Here is a 2596-nt window from a genome sequence, read left to right on the forward strand (position 1 = left end):
AGTAAGCATTCGATAAACTACAGTCATTAAATATCTATATAATGATAGCGACTGTTACTATTGGATTCATAGTGACAGTCGCTATAGTTTTGTTGAACCTGTATGTTGACGTTGTGGTTAGTTAGCGGATTCTACAGTTTGTTTGGTCAACAGGCTCTCCGGATGTTGCAGTTTCCATTTGTGCGGAAGAAGGTTAAGCAGTTCCTCATCAGCGGACTTCTTATGATACGGCATTTGGGAAATGATATCCTTCAGGTAATCCCTTGGGTTCACATCGTGTGCCTTGCAGGTGGCCAGCAGGGAACAGATTACAGACATGTTAACGGCAGCCTCGTGATTACCGCAGAAGAGATAGTTCTTGCGCCCCAAAGTAATTGGCCGGATGGCATTTTCCGCCAGGTTGTTGTCCAAAAGCAGGCGTCCGTCCTCCAGGCATCTCATCATGTTGTCCCACCGAGTATAGGCATACGAGACAGCTTTGCCGATTAGCGATTGGGGACTGTATTTGATGCCTTCCGTTTCCATCCACGTCTTCATGGCCTCCATGATTGGGCGTGTCAGTTCCCGGCGTTTCGCTTTGCGTCCGTCGAACGACAAGCCCGCCTTATCGCAGCAGTGCTCAATCCTGTACATGTACTGTATCTGGGCCAGTCCATATTCGGCTTCCTTTTTGTTTTCACCCAAGGCATGCTCAAAATCACGGCGGATATGCGCCATGCAATTGACCAGCCGCACGTCGGGGTTGGTCTTGAAGGCTGTCTCATAGCCTGCAAAACCGTCGCATTGAAGGTATCCTTTGAAGCGGTATTGGCTTGCCAGTGATTCGATGACTGATCCGGCCCGGGATCCCATGTCATAATGGAAGATGACCAGTTTTTCCATGACAGACCTGACCATCCAGAGGTATTCCTTTTCCGCCTTGTGCTTTCCTCTGTTGATGACCGGGATGGTGGTCTCGTCCGCCTGCACATAGTCGCAAGAGAAAACCTCTTTCTTAAGCGACTCATACAGGGGCTTCAGCAGTTCTACCGTCTTCTTGAACCATCCGTCCAGCGTGCTTTCCGTAAGGCCTTTCAGCCCGAGATGCCTGTATTGCCGTATCTGACGGTAGAACGGGACGTGGTATTCATACTTCTGAAGCAGTATCTCGGCAAGCAGGCTGGTATCAGCGATGCACTTGTCAACAGGCATCAGCGGCATGGGGGCAATCTCCACCCCTTTCTGTCCAGCCGGAGGAAGCATGGTGCTGTCCTTGAGTGCATATTTGGGACGGATGATTTCCTTGACGTAAAGCATCCCCGGCTTGTGTTTGACGACTTTTGTTATCTCTTCGCCTATTCTACGGTATAAAGACAGGTCAACACCTGTCGGTTCTATTGTCTCGGTCTCCAGTACGGGTAAGTCCTCTATCATTTTTCGGTTCTGACGATTCTGCTTCCGTACTTCCGCCGATTCCTTTTCAATCTTCCCAACGGCTTCGTCGCGCTTTTCTTCCGCCTGATGTTGGAGTCCGGCAAACTCGTCTGCAAAAAGATCGGGGATATTAGGGTCATATGCGCGAAGCTTCTCCGATTTACGACCAAAGAGCTGACGGTTCAGCCATGCGACCTGAGCCGTCAACTCTTTGATACGTTCCTGCAGATCTTTAATCTGCTCTGACTGTTCTTTATTGGTGGCAGACAACGAAGCGACAGTGGCATTCAGCCCTTCTATCGTCTTGAGTAATATAGCTTTTTCATCCATTGCCTGTCTCTTTTTTACTGATGTAAAGATACTAATTATTAATGGATTATACAATAATATCAGCACTTTTTTCAATAAAAAACATGTCATACATGGTACTCCTTACGCTCTGCCCTTAACCGCCGGAGCCTCTGCCCCGGGCTTTCCTGAATGCCCTCGACCATCATTACCAGGTCACGCCATTCCATGGGATAACTGTCTGATTCCGGGTCGTATTCCGGCAGTTTGAAGCGTCCGGCCTCCAGCCGTTTGACGTACATCACCATGCCGCCGTCTTCCGCATGAAGCAGCTTCATAAGCCTGCGGTTGGAGCCGATGAAGATGAAGACATCGCCGTTCTTCACCTCACTTTTCATCTTTTCATGCACCACCCCGCACAGCGAACTGATGCCCTTGCGCATGTCCGTCCTGCCGGGACACAGGAAGTAGCGCATCGTGTCGTTCAAGTTAAACATGGCCCTCCTGCAGACTTTGGTTCAACACTTCCATCAACAGCTTCTCTGAGCCGTTTCCAAAGTGGGCACGGAGTCCATTGGGAAACAACAAGGACACGCCGTAAGGAGCCTGTTCGTCCAAGGACAATTCTGCTGTTGGCCGTTTGATATTGATCGGAGCCAGCTCTTGTTTGATACTGTCTTTCTCGGCAGAGTATTTCTTTTGCCAATAGTGATAGGTGGAATAACTCACTCCTATCTGTCGTAGGTACGACTTCAATGACAGGCCGCTTTGTTGCACCTGCATTTCTAATTCTTCAAATTCAGTTCTGTTCATTGCTATTCGGTTTGATTGTTATGCGGGGCAAAATTACAATCAAACCATAGGGCATGCAATGTGTATTTCTTAGAATGCTTAC

The 2596-nt window shown here is 48.7% G+C and carries 3 protein-coding genes; all 3 read right to left on the bottom strand.

Going from position 1 to position 2596, the window contains the following annotated elements; all coding sequences use genetic code 11:
- Positions 1-117: 117 nt before the first annotated feature.
- The gene (tnpC, locus tag M3089_RS15655; protein ID WP_249085241.1) at positions 118-1743 is read right to left on the bottom strand and encodes an IS66 family transposase; all 1626 of its coding nucleotides are present in this window, start codon (positions 1741-1743) and stop codon (positions 118-120) included.
- 86 nt (positions 1744-1829) lie between these two features.
- On the bottom strand, positions 1830-2198 hold the full coding sequence (tnpB, locus tag M3089_RS15660; protein ID WP_013616133.1) for an IS66 family insertion sequence element accessory protein TnpB: 369 nt from the start codon (positions 2196-2198) through the stop codon (positions 1830-1832).
- On the bottom strand, positions 2191-2514 hold the full coding sequence (gene tnpA, locus M3089_RS15665) for an IS66 family insertion sequence element accessory protein TnpA (protein WP_087398289.1): 324 nt from the start codon (positions 2512-2514) through the stop codon (positions 2191-2193). The genes tnpB and tnpA overlap by 8 nt, the downstream gene beginning before the upstream one ends.
- Positions 2515-2596: the final 82 nt, after the last annotated feature.

Source organism: Marseilla massiliensis (assembly GCF_023336985.1).
In the GTDB taxonomy this organism is placed as follows: Bacteria; Bacteroidota; Bacteroidia; order Bacteroidales; family Bacteroidaceae; genus Prevotella; species Prevotella intestinigallinarum.